The organism is Paenibacillus sp. W4I10 (assembly GCF_030816325.1).
GTDB lineage: Bacteria > Bacillota > Bacilli > Paenibacillales > Paenibacillaceae > Paenibacillus > Paenibacillus amylolyticus_B.
On the sequence record NZ_JAUSXX010000001.1, the window covers coordinates 6,400,880 to 6,414,545 of the forward strand.

The 13,666-nt window shown below is 40.3% G+C and carries 12 protein-coding genes and 2 pseudogenes; 6 read left to right on the forward strand and 8 right to left on the reverse strand.

Annotated features, from left to right (window positions below; genetic code table 11):
- Nucleotides 1-251: 251 nt before the first annotated feature.
- Nucleotides 252-998 carry a hydrogen peroxide-dependent heme synthase gene (gene hemQ, locus QF049_RS28780; RefSeq protein ID WP_149846789.1) on the reverse strand — a complete coding sequence of 249 codons (747 nt, stop codon included), beginning with the start codon at nt 996-998 and terminating at the stop codon, nt 252-254.
- A 283-nt stretch (nt 999-1,281) separates the two neighbouring features.
- Between hemQ and QF049_RS28785 the strand changes: the two genes are divergently transcribed.
- Both QF049_RS28785 and QF049_RS28790 read left to right on the forward strand, forming a co-directional pair.
- The gene (locus QF049_RS28785; RefSeq protein WP_017692435.1) at nt 1,282-1,575 is read left to right on the forward strand and encodes a YuiB family protein; all 294 of its coding nucleotides are present in this window, start codon (nt 1,282-1,284) and stop codon (nt 1,573-1,575) included.
- Nucleotides 1,576-1,960: 385 nt separating this feature from the next.
- Nucleotides 1,961-3,496, forward strand: coding sequence for a replication initiation and membrane attachment family protein (locus tag QF049_RS28790; protein ID WP_307542314.1), 1,536 nt, complete (start codon nt 1,961-1,963; stop codon nt 3,494-3,496).
- 120 nt (nt 3,497-3,616) lie between these two features.
- Here the strand turns inward: QF049_RS28790 and QF049_RS28795 are convergent, their stop codons facing one another.
- From QF049_RS28795 to QF049_RS28805, 3 genes are all read right to left on the reverse strand, one after another.
- Entirely contained in the window at nt 3,617-4,162 is a 546-nt protein-coding gene (locus QF049_RS28795; RefSeq protein WP_307542316.1) for a GerMN domain-containing protein, read from the reverse strand.
- Between the two features lie 31 nt (nt 4,163-4,193).
- On the reverse strand, nt 4,194-5,582 hold the full coding sequence (locus tag QF049_RS28800; protein WP_307542319.1) for an N-acetylmuramoyl-L-alanine amidase family protein: 1,389 nt from the start codon (nt 5,580-5,582) through the stop codon (nt 4,194-4,196).
- Nucleotides 5,583-5,823: 241 nt separating this feature from the next.
- Entirely contained in the window at nt 5,824-6,618 is a 795-nt protein-coding gene (locus QF049_RS28805) for a hypothetical protein (protein ID WP_307542321.1), read from the reverse strand.
- Between the two features lie 301 nt (nt 6,619-6,919).
- Between QF049_RS28805 and QF049_RS28810 the strand changes: the two genes are divergently transcribed.
- The 3 genes and pseudogenes from QF049_RS28810 to QF049_RS28820 all read left to right on the forward strand — a co-directional run bounded on the left by QF049_RS28810 (nt 6,920) and on the right by QF049_RS28820 (nt 9,512).
- Complete coding sequence (locus QF049_RS28810; RefSeq protein ID WP_307542322.1) at nt 6,920-8,143, forward strand: RNA polymerase sigma factor; 1,224 nt, start codon at nt 6,920-6,922, stop codon at nt 8,141-8,143.
- A 174-nt stretch (nt 8,144-8,317) separates the two neighbouring features.
- A pseudogene (locus QF049_RS28815) lies at nt 8,318-8,982 on the forward strand (Type 1 glutamine amidotransferase-like domain-containing protein).
- A 386-nt stretch (nt 8,983-9,368) separates the two neighbouring features.
- Entirely contained in the window at nt 9,369-9,512 is a 144-nt protein-coding gene (locus QF049_RS28820; protein ID WP_307542324.1) for a hypothetical protein, read from the forward strand.
- On the opposite strand, the gene QF049_RS28825 is transcribed toward QF049_RS28820, so the two are convergent.
- The 3 genes from QF049_RS28825 to QF049_RS28830 all read right to left on the reverse strand — a co-directional run bounded on the left by QF049_RS28825 (nt 9,505) and on the right by QF049_RS28830 (nt 11,678).
- The gene (locus tag QF049_RS28825) at nt 9,505-9,918 is read right to left on the reverse strand and encodes an AraC family transcriptional regulator (RefSeq protein ID WP_307542326.1); all 414 of its coding nucleotides are present in this window, start codon (nt 9,916-9,918) and stop codon (nt 9,505-9,507) included. The genes QF049_RS28820 and QF049_RS28825 overlap by 8 nt on opposite strands.
- Nucleotides 9,912-10,199 carry an AraC family transcriptional regulator N-terminal domain-containing protein gene (locus tag QF049_RS31440; RefSeq protein ID WP_373428312.1) on the reverse strand — a complete coding sequence of 96 codons (288 nt, stop codon included), beginning with the start codon at nt 10,197-10,199 and terminating at the stop codon, nt 9,912-9,914. The genes QF049_RS28825 and QF049_RS31440 overlap by 7 nt, the downstream gene beginning before the upstream one ends.
- A 102-nt stretch (nt 10,200-10,301) precedes the next feature.
- On the reverse strand, nt 10,302-11,678 hold the full coding sequence (locus QF049_RS28830; RefSeq protein WP_307542327.1) for an aminotransferase-like domain-containing protein: 1,377 nt from the start codon (nt 11,676-11,678) through the stop codon (nt 10,302-10,304).
- 123 nt (nt 11,679-11,801) lie between these two features.
- On the opposite strand from QF049_RS28830, the gene QF049_RS28835 reads away from it, so the two are divergent.
- Nucleotides 11,802-12,668, forward strand: a complete 867-nt coding sequence (locus QF049_RS28835; protein ID WP_307542329.1) for a DMT family transporter — start codon at nt 11,802-11,804, stop codon at nt 12,666-12,668.
- 334 nt (nt 12,669-13,002) lie between these two features.
- Here QF049_RS28835 and QF049_RS31445 read toward each other — a convergent pair.
- Nucleotides 13,003-13,095: pseudogene (locus QF049_RS31445) on the reverse strand (hypothetical protein); the annotation flags it as partial.
- Nucleotides 13,096-13,666: the final 571 nt, after the last annotated feature.

The window sequence follows — 13,666 nt, forward strand, 5'->3', positions numbered from 1 at the left end:
ACTAAAGATGTTTACACATCCACTTCAATGACAGAATAACCTATGCTTCCGATGTAGCTTTCTTTCAGAAAGCTTGTAGCTTCGCTTTTTCAGGTTTTTTCTGTCCTTTCCGTTTTTGTATAAATAAATAGTTCAAACTATATAGATCTAAATCAAGCTTGAGGTAGTAGAATATTGATACACAATAAAGCACCGCTGACAATATCCTTTACAGGAGATGTCGCGGTGCTTTATTGTGCTTTGCATTATGTTTACAGCTTAAGCATGTCTTCCAACGTTTCTTCGTTCAAGAGGCTTCCCACATAGAACGAACCGAATTCGCCATAACGGGCACTCACTTCATCAAAACGCATCTCATAGACAAGTTTTTTGAACTGAAGTGCATCATCCGCAAATAGCGTAACGCCCCATTCCCAATCGTCGAAACCGACAGAGCCGGTAATGATCTGTTTCACTTTACCCGCATAGCTGCGACCAATCATGCCGTGACTGCGCATCATGGTGCGACGCTCGTCCATGGACAGCATGTACCAGTTGTCATTCAGCTCACGTTTTTTGTTCATCGGATAGAAGCAGATGTATTGTCGTTGTGGCAGAACGGGTTTCAGACGGGCGATAATCTCCGGATTCTGCATCGGGTCTTCGCCTTCTTTGCCAAGATAGTTGCTCAGTTCCACTACACTAACGTAGGAATACGACTTCGTTGTGTATTGGGCAAACATCGTTTTGTTAAATGCGTTTTCAACAGCCTTCAGATCTTCCAGCGTTTCACGCAGGTGCATCATGCAAAGGTCAGCCTTTTGTCCCACTACGGTATAAACGACCGTGCTTCCCTGGGATGAATTCTCGACTTCTTTCCATTCCTTCCAGAATTCCTCCAGCTCGTCCAGCGCTACAGCACGTTCCTCATCATCTGCTGCTTTCCAGGCGGCCCAGTTAATCGAGCGAAAATCATGCAGGGCATACCAGCCCTCCAGTGTTGATGCGGCTTCGTTCATTGGTTGTGTTCCTCCTGCAAGGTATATTTCCAAATCCCTATAAGAGGTTGTTCAAAAAGTCCGCACTGAAAACCAGTCTTTTTGAACACGCACTATAAGGGACGGGTGAGTGCTTTATCGTTTACATTGTATCCCAACATGAAGCAGAAGGGCAAATGAACAGAGTATAAATATAGGGAAATTTGTCCAGAAAGTTCGTTGCTTCGCCACATTTTTTGCGGTACACTAACTACTATCCAGAAGTGAAACCCGAAAGTGTGAAAGAAGAGGTGAGTGTCGCCCGATGCAATTTATACCTGTGTTGGTATTAATGGTATTATTTTTCGTTATGATGTTTGGTATCGGTTTCATTCTGAACATGCTGATGAAGACAACCTGGTTTCCTTCCTATCTGTTCATCATTGTAATTCTGCCTGTTGTTGTATACTCTCTATGGGATCATTCGTCGTCTCTGATGTCACATCTGGGTTCTTTCCAGCTTGTGGACTATATGACGGGCATCGCTGGACTGGCTGGTGCGGTAATCAGTGGCTGGACGATCCAGAAGTTACGTTTGGGTGGGTACAGAATGTTTTAGATTGTTGGAACGAGGTAACACATGCCACTGTAATCGCGTAAAAGTCTTGTCTTTGTCGTAAACGCTTACGAATACAAAGGGAAGGCTTTTTTGCTGTTCATTTATATTAGAAGGTTTATTGTACACTTGTACTTCATATACATCTGGAGAACCTTCTCTTTAGATATTCCCTTGTATTCTGCGGCTACAGCTTTTATAGTATTCTAGCGGCACTCGACATTTTTATTTTAGAAATTTGCTTAATTCGGCGAAAACGTGAATGATGTCGACCTAGGACGAAACGGAGCGAGAACAGGCCATCTTTTTACCTGTTTTTGAACATTTGAGGATCAGACATTTATGATAGAATAGATAAACATACTTTTGGGGAGAAGGAGATCAGGCTATGCGCATGAAGAATCTGCACCATTATACTGAACATCATCGCTACTGCGTATACAGGGAGTTTGGACTTAGCGCCCTGGATGACCGTATGCTTACAGGAGCATATCAGCCCATGGTAGGTGCTTTTGCGGTTGGCTTGTATCGGCTGTTGTTTCAGCATCTTCCCGGTGAACAGGTCGGTTATTCGCCGCTTGAACAGCAACGGAGGCTGTTCATGACACTTGGGCTAGAGCCAAGTGAGAAAGGGCGCAAATATTTGTTAGAGCAGACATCCAAGCTTGAGGCAGTGGGGCTACTTCAGACTTCACGGCTATATATACCGGAAAATGATGATTACATCTACGAATATGAGCTGCAACCGCCGCTCTCTCCGGCAGAGTTTTTCCGGACACAGCATTTGACACTGCTGCTTCGTGACAAGATTGGCAAATTCGCCGTCCTTTCCCTGCGTTCCGGGTTCTCGGCAGTGGAAAATGGGGACGCGCCTTATCCGGCAGCCAACAAAGAGAATATTTCCGTTCCCTTTTACGATATATTTGAATTGAATACCCATGTGATTGATTACGAGTTGGAGCAGGCTTTGTCGGAAGTATCAACTACGGCTCAGCGGACAGGCACGAACGATGCAGCGGAAGAAAACAGTTTGAACTATGCCGACATTATTTTGCGTTTTCCGCGCGAGTCGGTCAATCGCCGTCATGTAGAACAGTTGCGTTTTGATCATGAACAACTGGGCATTGTGAATTATGTGGTGAACAAGTTCAACCTTAGTGTGCAGGATGTATGCCGTCTGCTGGATGAAGATGATATCTTCACTCCACAGGGCCAGCTGATTCTGGATGATCTTCAGCATAAAGCGAGCATGCAGTTCAGACAGACGAAGAAGCGCCATGAGCAACAGACTGTACAGGCAGCCAAGGTCGTGGCACTGAGGCAGCATATGGAGGAGCCAGAGCGGAAAGAAGACTCCGGTGAACCACCTGTTGAGCATGGGGTACAGATGGAATATTACGTCGAAGTACCCCCGCAATTTATGACGAAGTGTGATATTCATCAATACAATATGATGTTGCGTAACGAGCCGTATACCCGGCTGTTGCAGACGTTCTTCCCAGGTGCAGTACCGGACAATCTGATTGATATATTTGAGAAAATTGATCTGAGCTACAAGTTGCCTGGTGAAGTCATCAATGTATTGATTCATTATCTGATGGCATTACTTGTATCTGGCGGAGAGCAGCGGATTAACCGTAACTTCGTTGAGGCCATTGCCTCCAACATGTTGCTCAAACAGGTGAACTCATATGAGAAAGCTGTGCAATATATTCGTGATCAGGCCAAGGTCAAAGGTAAACAGGCTGCTGGTGCAGCTGGAACCCGTACCCGTACATACGGCAAAGGAACCAAAGCTAAGCCCGAAATTCCGATTGTACAAGACATAAGCAACGATGGGGATGCCGTATCTGAGGAAGAGTTCGAAGAGATGATGAGATTTGCCCAACAGATGCAGGCGAGTAAACAAAAAGGAACTTCATAACTCCCTGACCAAAAAGAAGTGCAAGTCCACTTTTACCAAAAAAATAAGAGCCATTCGCAAAGTATTGATGCGAATGGCTCTTATTTTTAAATCATGCTTTGTATGTTCCATCGGATGGACCTATTCACGGGTTAGTGGATGTTCTAATTCTGCATGACCCATTAAACTGTCAGTTGCATCTCCATCAACGAGCAAATCAATACTGTTTACTTCATCAAACTGAAAAAAGGTTCCTTTCAAAGCATCGATCGCTAAAAGCTCCCCGCCAGACCCCAATCTTGCTTCATCCGGAATATGCACATCCAGCGTTAATTTCCCTTGATCAAAAGTAGCAGAAAGCAGTTCAATATTACTCCACAATGGAATTAGTTCGGTTTGATCACTACTTTGAAGGGCTGCATACGTCTTACTGTATTTTTCGGAGTCATCTTTGAATGTAATCTCCTTCTTACGTTGCTCTACTTGTAATAATTGATCATCTGCGTAAAAAACCTCAATTTCTTGAGATTCTTCATTTTCTTCGCTTGGGTTAGCTATTGGCGCTGGTGTCGTATTAGCAGGATCGGAACCCTGCACTGGACTAGAAGAAGTAGGTTTGCTGCCACAGCCTACCGCTAGTATGCTTATTGCACATATTGCGATAGCCACATAGATTCTTTTTTTCATAGAAGCACATCCTCTTGAATTATTCACTGTCCTATAGCTTCAAATACTCTTTTATCCCGTCAACAATGGCCTGTGCTGCTTTATCTTGATTGCTTTCTAACATCATAGCCTCCTCCTCCATCTGGTTGCTTAAGAATCCGATTTCTAGAAGAACCGCAGACATCGTGGTTTCTCGGATAACCTGGTAGTTTCCGTTCTTAACGCCACGATCATTAAATCCCAAGGCATGGATCAGATTTTTATGGATGAGAGTCGCCAGTGCTTTACTACTCTCACGTTGGTAATAATACGTTTCAGTTCCCGATATCTGAGGAGCAGCAGTTACACTGTTACCGTGTATAGATACAAACACATCTGCATTAAGATCGTTGGCAAGTTTGACACGTTCCGGTCTTGTAGGATAGATGTCCGTTTCCCGAGTCATCATTAGTTCTATGTCAGGTTCCTTTTCTAAAAGAGCCTGCACTTTTAGCCCTAAAGCAAGGGCAAAATGCTTCTCCTGCCTTTTGGTAAAACTTATTGTACCTGGATCACTTCCTCCATGTCCCGGATCAATAACGACTATTTTTTTGCCGCTGTTCACAGGAGTGGCAGGTGCAGGTTCATTTGCCATACTTAGATCAAGGATAAATTTGCCGGCGATTGTCTGTTGTGTGTAATTCACCGAACTTATATTGTTTAATTCGATTACAATTCGAACTTGAGGAGGTTCATTTTTGAAAAGAGAATAACGTATCTCAGTAACACTTGGGAATTCGTCAACATCCAATCTTCCCATGGATCCTCCAGAGGGGACCTGTCCCATATTTCCGAAGTTGGTGGATGGGAAATCCAAAATAATCCGTTCGGGATTTTTTAGTGTAGATATGACTGGAGCAACTTCATGGTCTAATGAGACGACGAGTTGATTATTGGCATACGTTATATCATGAACCAGGTTAGTGCCTGCATCATTTCCATGAGAAGGTGAAGCTGGTTGAGATACATTATTGCTGGTTAGCGTAACAATCTTGTTTTTGTTATTCCAGCCCACTCTTAGACCCATCTCTTCACTAACAAAACGTAGGGGAACAACAACCGTATTCTTGATCATTTGTGGAGCGATATTAAGTTTGACGGTGATGTCCTGAACTGTAGCTTGATCCTTTCCAACGGTCAAGGAAATTGCATTGGAAGCTTGTTCGATATTTACATTTTGTGTTTTTTGATCCCATTTCACGTTGAATTTTAAATTCTCAGCGACTACCCGAATAGGAATCATAATATTGTTTCTTACATTAACGACTTCAATATCATGGGGTAAAACTAGCTCATGGCCATCTAAAATAATTTTAGTTTGATTCTTAGCTGCATGGGTGTGCAGGGGAATTAGCAAGAGTAGCAGCGTACTGAATAGTAACAGGATTATGGATTTCTTCATTTTACACCTCGGTTTTAATTTGCGTAGTACTAGACTCCTAACGGGGGAAAAACCAATCACCTCCTGTTTCTTTTATGAAAACCAAAATTTACTATAAATTTCCGTTCACTAATATGAACGCTACAAACGACATAAAAGTCGTAAAGAAAATCGGTTTACTACAAAATATGGACAAGAGAACTGTTGTCAGTAGGTAGGGGATAAAGGAAGGGGAGTTAAATAATGATGTTATTTATCTAATTTAAACCACTGCTGAGATTCTTTCCGAGTCATTTTTTTTTACAGGTTTAACTTTTTTGCTTTCGGTATTGTATCTGAAAAGAATCCATTGATCTGAAGGATACTCGCTAATGTAATCCATATTTCTTCCGCTCTTATGCCACAAAATTAAACCGGTGCTAATATAGTTGGTTGCCCGAGGGAGATAAACAAATCGGTCTTTCTTTGTATCGTATATTGCTAAAATGCTCTTCTCCGTATTTCCATAATCAAATGCAATGATGTCTTCTTTTGGTGACCAATTATATGATGAAATGGTTTCGACATCGTGTTTACCTGTTTTTTCAAGACGTTCATTTAAAATGATGTACTTTCCTGTTTTACAGTTCACGAGAATAAGATTGCTACCGGCACTTTTTTCTGCTCGGATAGCAATCCATTCATTAGATGGAGCTTCAGCAACACTTGTGATATCCACCAAATTCACTCCAAAGTCTTCCGTATGTAGGATGTGTTTGTCTTTACCATGAGCAACCGCGATAGTGTCAATGATGTTGTGGTCAAAGTCGGCAGCAGCATCTAGATTTAAGGTGTTCGCGGTTACAGTGATGTTGTCACCTTTCCAGACAATTTTATCTGAGCCTATTGTTTTCCTGAACTTAGCTATACTCTGATACGTCGAAAAGTTGTTAGAAGTTGATTCAGCATTAATGTGTGCTACTTTATCAGAAGTATGAAACGAAGTTGGTGCAGTGGATAACGTGCCTAAGCTACCTAAAACAATGATGCTTGATAATAAAGCATTGGTGTATTTCATGATTATCACTCCTTCAGTTGGGAGGCGGATACGTGATGTGATTCCCTCCAGATCGTTGTGATATTTCAGAGAACTAGTTAACTTATAGGTGTTGCAGAAAGCAGTGGCTTGTAGACTACTCCAATCTTTGCTTATCATTATTCATTTGTAAAGATATAAAATTAAAGAGATGATTTCAAAAAGGCTGATTAGTCCTGTAAATAACAAGCCTAAAAGGACGAATACATATTTTTTTATTTTATGTGGCTTTCTGACTCTCTCTGGTGTCTAATTCATTGTAAATCAAGAGGAGGTTCTCACCATGTCAGGAGCTCATGACACAAAACCTGTTTATCCGGATAAACAGGAAAGTATCACTAACTTTGAAAGCATCTATGAGCTGTATCGTCAAAGGATTTGCACGTACTTTTCGCTGAAATTGAATCCGATGGTTGCAGATGATTTGACTCAACAGGTGTTTTTAAAAGCTGTCGAGAATTTTCACCGATTCCAAGGCAGATCAAATTTATTTACGTGGATATTCAAGATTGCTCAGAATACAGTGAAAAACGAATATCGAAGGTTATCGCGTAAAAAAGAAACGCCATTTGATTTTACGGGATATGAATCACAATCGATCTCCCTTGAATTTACGAAATATGTTGATTTTCGAATTGATATCGGAGTTGCGCTGAAAAAGTTAAATGAGACCGACCAAGAAATCATTGCATTACGCTTTTTTGTGGACTGCACATTGCTTGAAATTTCTAAGATCGTAGGGATGCGTGAAAGTGCGGTAAAGAACAGACTCTACAGAGCTTTGGAAAAACTTAAACAGGAAATGAAAGAATGGGGAGGCGTTACGATCATGTCTATTGAAGACTTGATTTCAATTGTTAATAAAGGTGAAAGTGAGGGATTGAACAATCATCCCAATAAAGTACACTATGATTTGTTCAATGAACTAAGTGATCATATTGAACGAATCTCGCTAAAGTACAATTATCATCCAACGCGAAAAGTAACGATTGAAGTATATCCTGATATGCCATCGTTTCACCAAGCGGTCGGAGAAGCAGATGCTCCGAATTGGTTCATGGGTACCTATGAAGGGAGTATTCTTAAAATTGTATCTCCATTAAATCCAGGACCGGAGCATACCTATCAATCGATTCTTAAAGGTACGGTTCATTTGTTCACCATGTGGCTTATAAGTGAAATCAATCCGAAGGCTCCGAAATGGATAAGGCAAGGGATTGGTGGATATGAAGCCAAGGGGATGACTCAGGACTTTATTGAAGGTACGACAGAAGAAGCTATTCACAATTTAGAGATCCCAACGTTCGAACAATTAGATAATGATACCTGGGATTTCGAAACGATGAAGGGTTTTCAGTTTTCGTTCCTATTCGTAGAGTTTGTTGTTCAACAATATGGAATAGACCAGTTAAACAAATTGATCCGTAACCCCCAGGATTTTAATGGTATCTTTCAATGTTCCGAGAAGGAATTACATCAGAAGATGGTAGAATTTATAAGTAAGTAACCCATACAAAAGTGTATGTTGCCCGGGAGATGAACCGGGCTTTTTTTAACGTGGTTATAGCTATGGTAAATGTACTATCAATAAATTGGGTTATTTTGTATAATGCATATAAAAAGAGGTTGTCTATGAATCCTATGGATGAATGTAAATAATACATTATGGAGGTAATTAAGTTTGAAAACGCACTACTATTTCAGTTGGTTTAATCATTTTTTTCCTGAGAAGCTGGTCCATTGTTTGCAGAAGGATATCGAAGACAGAAAATCGCTTGTTATGATTAGTGCTGATCCGTCTGGTTATAAAGATGAGCAAGTTAACTTTGATGATATTTCTGAATGGACATGGTTGAATCAGGCTAATATTATTTTTGATGAATATCATTTCATTGATTACCGCATGCAGAAAGAAGATGCTCAGCGATTCATTCAGAACGCTTCTGTCATTTTTTTATGTGGTGGATATCCTGTTTTGCAGAACGATTTTTTGGCGGAATATGAATTATCGGATGTTATTAAGAATAGCAATGCCGTTATCATGGGTGCCAGCGCCGGTGCGTTAAACATGCTGCAAAATGGTTAAGCTTGAATAACACTGATGAAGTTGAAACAAGTACTATTTATGATGGTATTGGCTTTGATCATTTTGCCTACGAATCTCATTCTCAACACGATTACGCAACGTTTGTTCAAGGCTACATCTTCCCCTTGTCTGAAGAGATTGATATTTATGCGGCAGAACAGGAGAGCGCTATACGTGTAAAGGACGGCAAAATAGAAATAATGGGACCTGTATATTTAATTTCCCACTCAAAGATTCAGAAATTGGTTGAGACACTGTAATTAGGGTAAGTGCTGTAAGTTACATAAGTAATTCCTTTTGATTGTATAAAATCAATACAGGTCTCCTTTCTATGATTGGAATACTGTTTGTAAACAGATGTAATCTTAATATCTCTAGGACTTATAGTCGGCAGGGTATCAAAGTGATCAGTGCTGATTTCAACTATCGGACTGACAATAGGGATCGTTGCAAAAATGCTAACGGGCAGCTAAGTTTAGTTACTTATGAGAAAGGATCGTGCAATTTTTTCGCAGAAACAAGCAAGTCCTTATTTGTATTATTTGCGATACTGTAACAGACCAATTCAGTATTACAGACAAATAAGGAGGAATATAGGTGAAAACAATGAAAGCTGTACAGGTATTGGCAAAGAGATATAAACGAAATGGAAGCAACCGTAAAGTTTAGTTTGCTAACTAATGTGCGGCCTATGATTGAGGTATTACCTTTGGAACAAGCTCGCGAAGCGTTTGAAAAGATGATGGCTGCTAAAACGAATTTCCGTGCTGTATTGCGTATATCTAAATAATCGTTATGTAAATAAGGGCACTATTCGGTGCTCTTATTTTGTTTGTATGCTCAAGCATGAGTGATCTTGACTCTAATAATCGAAGCTTTTTTTGACATTGTAATGGGCCCATTCCCACGGCCATTTTAAATTTTTGGTGAAAGCTTGATAAACTCATGCTGATTTGATTCGCTAATTCGTCAACTGTGAATGTCGTTTTGTAATTTTGCTTGATCCAACTATTGGTAGAGATAATTTCTCGTTTCAAATGTTTGGACATAAAAGATAACTCCTCTATACTTCCAATCATTTTCATGAGGCGTGAAATCGTCTTCAACAGTTTAATATTGTTTTGTTGTAGGTCGTTAACGGTGATATTTTCGGCTTCAAAAAGCTTTTCAGGCAAGTCTCCATCAATATCTAACATGACTGAAATGACATCTCTATAAAAAAATTGATGGATATAGCAAGAAACGGTGAATCCTCAGATACAGACAAAGCTTGACCGGTTAATGGGCTATCAATAGCTGAAATCATAAAATGTCCGGGTGAGTATTCTTTAAACCCTGATGAAAAATGAAGCCGCATTGTACCGCTCAGAATGAGGAATACAAATGGGTTCGTCGTCTCAGGAAGTATAATGTCTTTTTGTGTATATCGGTAAATGGATACATATGGAATAGGAGTCGTGTTTCCACCCTCGGACAAAGGTAGTTGTTCTGCGCTAGAAATACAGACTTTGTAACAGATTTTTCAAGATCTTCAGTCCTTAATATTAAAGATTTTCACCAACAGAATTGTACCAATGTTTTAAACCCAAATGAACGGTGTAGGAGCACTATTTGCTTGTTGTTTAGCATGTTCTAATTCTTCGGCTATAATTCCAATACCTTCTTCAATATCATGTTCCGATGTACGCATGATACTTAGGCGCAAAAGGTTTTTTTTAGGGAAATGGGATAAGAATTGTTCTTCTGTCGAGAAAAGATCAACTCCACGACTTGCTAATCGCTGAATTAATTCCCTTGTATTGATGTCCAAGAGATGTATTGCCGCAAACACACCTCCAGAACATTCAATTGAATAGCGAGATTCTAGAGGGAGTAAACTTCGTACAGCACCTCTTAACTGATTCATTCGTTGATTATATAGTACTCTCATTTGCTTGGCGTGGTGGTCATACATACCAGACTTGATATAAATCTCAAGTACACCTTGAGAAAGTACAGAGGTACTTAGATCAGCCGTTTGCTTGTGCAAACGAAGCAGTGGAATTAAAGCATGTGGTACTGTTGCGGCAGCAAGTCGTAATCCAGGCAGCATGACTTTGGAAAAACTCCGAAGGTAGATAACATGACTCGCACAACCATACGACCAAATGGGATCTTCTTTTGTGTTGGTTTCCAAATCAGCAAGATAGTCATCTTCCACGATATAGACGTCATAAGCTTTCGCGAGTTCCGCTAGTCGCTGCTTCTCTTCGGCTGTATATGATGTACCTAAAGGATTATGGAAACGTGGAATGGTGTAAAAAAACTTGATCGTATTGCTTTGAAAATGACGTTCCAAAGCTGCCCAATCAATTCCCTCAGGCGTTCTTTCAATACCGATTACGGTTTGGTTTTGTGCCTTTAATGCAGAGAGCATTCCCCAGTAGGTTGGTTGTTCAACCAAAATGTTTGCCTTCCCGTTAGGGAAAGCCATCCCAGCCAGAAGATGAAGCGCTTGTTGAGCTCCAGAAAATACAAATAAATGCTGTTCCGAAGTAAAGACTTGTTGCTGTTGAAACAGTCTCACAATTTCTTGACGAAGAGAAAGCAGTCCCTGCGGATCGGTATAAGTAAAAATGGATGCTTCGAATAGTTCCATGGCTTTGTTTAAACATTGTCGAAGGTTCATTTGAGGTACAGATGTAGGGTCAGGTGCTGCAGCAGAGAAATCTATTCTCTTTTTATCTATTAAGGGTAGTAGCGCTTCCTTTGCGACAACAAAGTAACCACTCTTAGGTCGTGAATAAATCAGGAATTCCCTTTCAAGTTCTTGGTACACACTGATTATGGTATTAAGGCTGCATTCATATTTTTCGCTCTGTTTCCGAATAGAAGGTAATCGCTGACCAGGTATTATTAACCCATTGACGATATTTGATCGTATATCTTGTTTAATAATATCCTTTTTTGTTGTCATATCTGTACCTCTCTTTGTTTGAAAATCTGTACCCTTACAGATATAGATTATCTTAATATACACCTTGTTTTGTACCTATTATAATTCAAAATATCGTACAAAAGTCAATTCGAGGTGAATAGAATGAAACAAACAACAAGTGGATGGATCAATGGATTCTTAGGTGTACTGATATTCAGTGGTTCTCTACCGGCAACACGTTTAGCCGTTATGGATTTTGATCCTTTATTTCTCACCGTTTCTCGTGCAGCAATTGCTGGAATTTTGGCTGCTATATGCCTTCTCTTATTCAAGCAAAAAGTTCCTGCTCGAGGAGACATACTCCCACTCATTCTTGTAGCTCTTTGTGTGGTAGTGGGGTTCCCACTACTGACAGGACTAGCTCTACAATATGTCACATCCGCTCATGCCATTATCTATGTCGGTCTATTGCCTCTCTCCACAGCTATTTTTGGAGTATTACGAGGGGGAGAACATCCGCGGCCAATTTTTTGGGTGTTATCAGCTTTGGGTAGTTGTTTGGTAATAGGGTTTGCCTTATTAGGCGGGGAAGCCTCTTCTCCAGTAGGGGATGGACTTATGCTGGCATCCATTATTGTGTGTGGTTATGGTTATGCGGAAGGCGCACGTCTTTCTAGGAGTTTAGGGGGTTGGCAAGTCATCTCCTGGGCATTAATCATATCGCTCCCAGTCATGCTGATACTCTCATTTTTCTATATGCCGCAATCTTGGGGAGATATCCACGTTTCTTCATATATAAGTCTTGGATATGTATCGCTTTTTAGTATGTATATTGGCTTTGTATTTTGGTATCGAGGCCTCGCGCAAGGGGGAATAGTAGGAGTTGGACAGTTGCAACTTCTCCAGCCATTCTTTGGCTTGTTACTCTCAGCTCTTATTCTGAATGAGTCAGTTGGATGGCCCATCTATGTTGTAAACATTGGTGTTGTATTATGCGTAACATTCGCAAAAAGATTTGCATCCAGATAGTCGGTGAAAATTATAACGGTCAGATCATGCTGATTCAACTAACGGGCAGGTTAGTTTAAGGACAAAAGGAAACAACATACCTCATATAGAATACTTTATCTCTAAAAGGGAGGGGAACACATTGCATAATAGGATGAATAAGAGACAATTTATTGAGATGACTGTTAAAGAACAACGTTCTGTAGTATTTAAAGTTAATAATCAAGATGAATTCTTCCGTGGTGTTTCTAAAGAAACTAAATGAGGGCTACCTATTTGTTGAAACAGAAAAAAGCATAATCTTTAAATTGAAAAGGGATGACATCATTGAGATTTATGCTATCAAGTCTTCATCCCCAAACATGACGGCTGTATCCAAGATTTGATCGTAATAACTGAAATCGTTGACTTGAATGAGATCGATACCTTTTTCTTGCTGCTTGCGCAAATTCCCGGCCTGTTCGCTGTGCTGGTTTTCCATTTTCCGACGGAGGATGGTATCTGTACTACATCGTGACGCACCATCTGGCAGCATGACGGACTGGATCATTGGATCCGTGTATTTTGTGATTGCCGATATGTTCTAATTATTAAAGGCAATATGTGGCTGAAGGATATCCATTCGCCGTTTAATTTCTCCGACAACAGATGGGGCCTTATCTGACCAAATACTGCACAAACAAAAAGCAGGACCTTCCCGGGTGAACTGTTCACTATATAACGGACATTTCAAAAAAAGACCTACATGGCTTCAAAAGGGTGATCTCTGTATTCTAAAGGGGTCACCCTTTTTAAATTCCCAAGTGCTTGATTGGTAAACAAGAGTTACAAACCGGCCATATGATTTGTACAGTTTTTGTAGAGATTCGATTGTTAAAATATGATTTATAGGAAATGTGGGATTTGCCGACAACCACATAGCGATACTTAGATTTCTAAGGAGGTTGCTTAAAAAGGGCAAACATTTGCTCTTATGTAAAAGTGACAAGAAAAGAGTTTGTCTAAAAAATTGATTGGGG

Coding starts and splice junctions, on each gene's coding strand:
- QF049_RS28830 (WP_307542327.1), bottom strand. CDS start 11,678: ATGACAACAAAAAAGGATATTATTAAACAAGATATACGATCAAATATC.
- QF049_RS28785 (WP_017692435.1), top strand. CDS start 1,282: ATGCAATTTATACCTGTGTTGGTATTAATGGTATTATTTTTCGTTATG.
- hemQ (WP_149846789.1), bottom strand. CDS start 998: ATGAACGAAGCCGCATCAACACTGGAGGGCTGGTATGCCCTGCATGAT.
- QF049_RS28835 (WP_307542329.1), top strand. CDS start 11,802: ATGAAACAAACAACAAGTGGATGGATCAATGGATTCTTAGGTGTACTG.
- QF049_RS28795 (WP_307542316.1), bottom strand. CDS start 4,162: ATGAAAAAAAGAATCTATGTGGCTATCGCAATATGTGCAATAAGCATA.
- QF049_RS28810 (WP_307542322.1), top strand. CDS start 6,920: ATGTCAGGAGCTCATGACACAAAACCTGTTTATCCGGATAAACAGGAA.
- QF049_RS28800 (WP_307542319.1), bottom strand. CDS start 5,582: ATGAAGAAATCCATAATCCTGTTACTATTCAGTACGCTGCTACTCTTG.
- QF049_RS28820 (WP_307542324.1), top strand. CDS start 9,369: ATGGAAGCAACCGTAAAGTTTAGTTTGCTAACTAATGTGCGGCCTATG.
- QF049_RS28825 (WP_307542326.1), bottom strand. CDS start 9,918: ATGTTAGATATTGATGGAGACTTGCCTGAAAAGCTTTTTGAAGCCGAA.
- QF049_RS28790 (WP_307542314.1), top strand. CDS start 1,961: ATGCGCATGAAGAATCTGCACCATTATACTGAACATCATCGCTACTGC.
- QF049_RS28805 (WP_307542321.1), bottom strand. CDS start 6,618: ATGAAATACACCAATGCTTTATTATCAAGCATCATTGTTTTAGGTAGC.